A 2,712-nucleotide genomic window follows, 5' to 3' on the forward strand; every position below is an offset into this window, starting at 1 on the left:
CTTCGCCCAGACGGTCGCCGACCGGCACTACGTGGTCGAGCAAGGCAAGGTCATCGACATGATCCCCAATGCCGAACTCGACGCCAATATCGACAAGCTGCATCGCTATCTCGGCGTCTGAAGCAGCGCGATCCACCAGAACAGCACCGGCTCGCCCGGTATCGACAGAGGGAGAACGATGATGAAGCTGAAGACGATTCTCGCGACCACGGCGCTTGCGACCCTGATGGCGGCGCCAGCGCTCGCCCAGCAGATTTCGGTCAAGGCCGGCGTGCTCAACGACCGCTCGGGCCTCTATGCCGACCTCGCCGGCGAGGGCTCGGTGATCGCGGCACGCATGGCGGTCGAGGACTTCAAGGCGGCCGAGAAGGGCATCAAGGTCGAGATCGTCTCGGCCGACCACCAGAACAAGCCGGATGTCGGCTCGACCATCACCCGGCAGTGGTACGACCAGGACGGCGTCGACCTGATCCTCGACGTGCCGACCTCCTCGGTCGCGCTGGCGGTGAGCCAGATCACCAAGGAGAAGAACAAGGTCCATATCAATTCGGGCGCCGGCACCTCGGACCTGACCGGCAAGGCCTGCAGCCCCAACACCATCCACTGGACCTATGACACCTACGCGCTGGCGCAGGGCACCGGCGGCGCCATGGTGAAGGCCGGCGGCGACAGCTGGTTCTTCATGACCGCGGACTACGCCTTCGGCCATGCGCTGGAGCGCGACGCCAGCGCCACCGTCACCAAGAACGGCGGCAAGGTGGTCGGCGCCGTCCGCACCCCGTTCCCGGGCACCGACTTCTCGTCCTTCCTGCTGCAGGCCCAGGCCTCCAAGGCCAAGGTCATCGGCCTTGCGAATGCCGGCAGCGACACCACCAACGCCATCAAGCAGGCGGGCGAGTTCGGCATCGTCGCGGGCGGGCAGAAGCTCGCAGGGCTCCTGGTCTTCATCAGCGACGTGCATGCGCTCGGCCTGCAGGCGGCGCAGGGCCTCGTCCTGACCGAGTCGTTCTACTGGGATCGCGATGACGGCACCCGCGCCTGGTCGGAGCGCTTCGCCAAGCTCAATGGCGGCAAGAAGCCGACCATGGTGCAGGCCGGCGTCTATTCCGGGCTGCTGCACTATCTGAAGGCGGTCGAGGCGACCAAGAGCAAGGATTCGGCCGCCGTCGTCGCCAAGATGAAGGAGCTGCCGACGGACGATCCGCTGTTCGGCAAGGGCTCGATCCGCCCGAACGGCCGCAAGATGCACGACATGTATCTCTACGAGGTCAAGAAGCCTTCGGAGTCGAAGGGTCCGTGGGACTACTACAAGCAGGTCTCGGTGCTGCCGGCCGAGCAGGCCTTCCAGCCGCTGGCCGAAACCGGCTGCTCGCTCGTCAAGTAAGCCCCGGCTGAACGCCGCCTAGACGTCCTCCGCCGTCATCCCGGGCGACCGCAGGTCGACCCGGGATCCATCGGAGGGCTCCGGAACTCTACGATGGATCCCGGCTTGGCGCTTCGCTTGGCCGGGATGACAAAGAGGTTCGCGAGCCCGCCCTATAAGATGATCTGAGCCCATCATGTTCGAGCTTCTAGGCGTTCCGCCGCAAGCGCTGTTCGGTCAGGTCCTTCTCGGCCTGATCAACGGCTCGTTCTACGCCATCCTCAGCCTCGGGCTGGCGGTGATCTTCGGGCTGCTCAACATCATCAACTTCACGCATGGCGCGCAGTACATGATGGGCGCCTTCGTCGCCTGGATGTGCCTGAACTATCTCGGCCTCAACTACTGGGCGGCGCTGCTGCTGGCCCCGATCATCGTCGGCGCGACCGGCGTCGTGATCGAACGGTTGCTGCTGAAGCGCATCGCCCATCTCGACCATCTCTACGGGTTGCTGCTGACCTTCGGCCTGGCTCTGATCATCCAGGGTCTGTTCCGCAACCAATACGGCTCGTCGGGCCTGCCCTACGCCATCCCGCCGCAGCTGACCGGCGGCCAGAATCTCGGCTTCATGTTCCTGCCGAACTACCGCGCCTGGGTGATCGTCGCCTCGCTCGTGGTCTGCCTGGGGACATGGTTCCTGATCGAGAAGACCAAGCTCGGCGCCTATCTCAGGGCCGCGACCGAGAACCCGACCCTGACCCAGGCCTTCGGCATCAACGTGCCGCTCCTGGTGACGCTGACCTATGGTTTCGGCGTCGCGCTCGCCGCCTTCGCCGGCGTGCTCGCCGCGCCGATCTACTCGGTCAACCCGAACATGGGCGGCGACCTGATCATCGTCGTCTTCGCGGTCGTCGTGATCGGCGGCATGGGCTCGATCATGGGCGCCATCGTCACCGGCTTCTCGCTCGGCCTGATCGAGGGCCTGACCAAGGTGTTCTACCCGGAAGGCGCCGCGACCGTGATCTTCGTCATCATGGTGCTGGTGCTGCTGGTGAAGCCCGCCGGCCTGTTCGGCCGCGCGGCCTGACGCAAGGACTGAAGCCATGACCGACCTTGCCTCGACCGACACATCCGCCTCCGGCCTCGCTCTCAGCGAGACCGATGTCGGCACGGCGCGCCTGCACCGCAACCTGTTCATCGCGATTGCCGCGGTGCTCGTGGTCGCGCCCTTCGTCGCCTACCCCGTCTTCGTGATGAAGGTGCTGTGCTTCGCGCTGTTCGCCCTCGCCTTCAATCTTCTCCTTGGATATGGCGGCCTGCTCTCGTTCGGCCATGCCGCCTATTTCGGCATG

2 protein-coding genes and 2 pseudogenes are annotated in these 2,712 nt (G+C 65.2%); all 4 read left to right on the top strand.

The features are described from left to right. Nucleotides 1–121, top strand: a pseudogene (locus WFK61_RS25915) (ABC transporter ATP-binding protein); the annotation flags it as partial. A gap of 60 nt (nucleotides 122–181) precedes the next feature. Beyond that, entirely contained in the window at nucleotides 182–1,384 is a 1,203-nt protein-coding gene (locus tag WFK61_RS25920) for an ABC transporter substrate-binding protein (protein ID WP_336814928.1), read from the top strand. Between the two features lie 175 nt (nucleotides 1,385–1,559). Then, nucleotides 1,560–2,447: a branched-chain amino acid ABC transporter permease gene (locus tag WFK61_RS25925; protein ID WP_336814927.1), complete on the top strand. Its 888-nt coding sequence runs from the start codon at nucleotides 1,560–1,562 to the stop codon at nucleotides 2,445–2,447. Between the two features lie 16 nt (nucleotides 2,448–2,463). After that, nucleotides 2,464–2,712, top strand: a pseudogene (locus tag WFK61_RS25930) (branched-chain amino acid ABC transporter permease); the annotation flags it as partial.

The organism is Allobosea sp. MMO-172 (assembly GCF_037147855.1).
GTDB lineage: Bacteria > Pseudomonadota > Alphaproteobacteria > Rhizobiales > Beijerinckiaceae > Allobosea.

Excerpts from the sequence above, each read along its gene's own strand:
- WFK61_RS25920 (WP_336814928.1), top strand. The coding sequence starts at position 182 with ATGAAGCTGAAGACGATTCTCGCGACCACGGCGCTTGCGACCCTGATG.
- WFK61_RS25925 (WP_336814927.1), top strand. The coding sequence starts at position 1,560 with ATGTTCGAGCTTCTAGGCGTTCCGCCGCAAGCGCTGTTCGGTCAGGTC.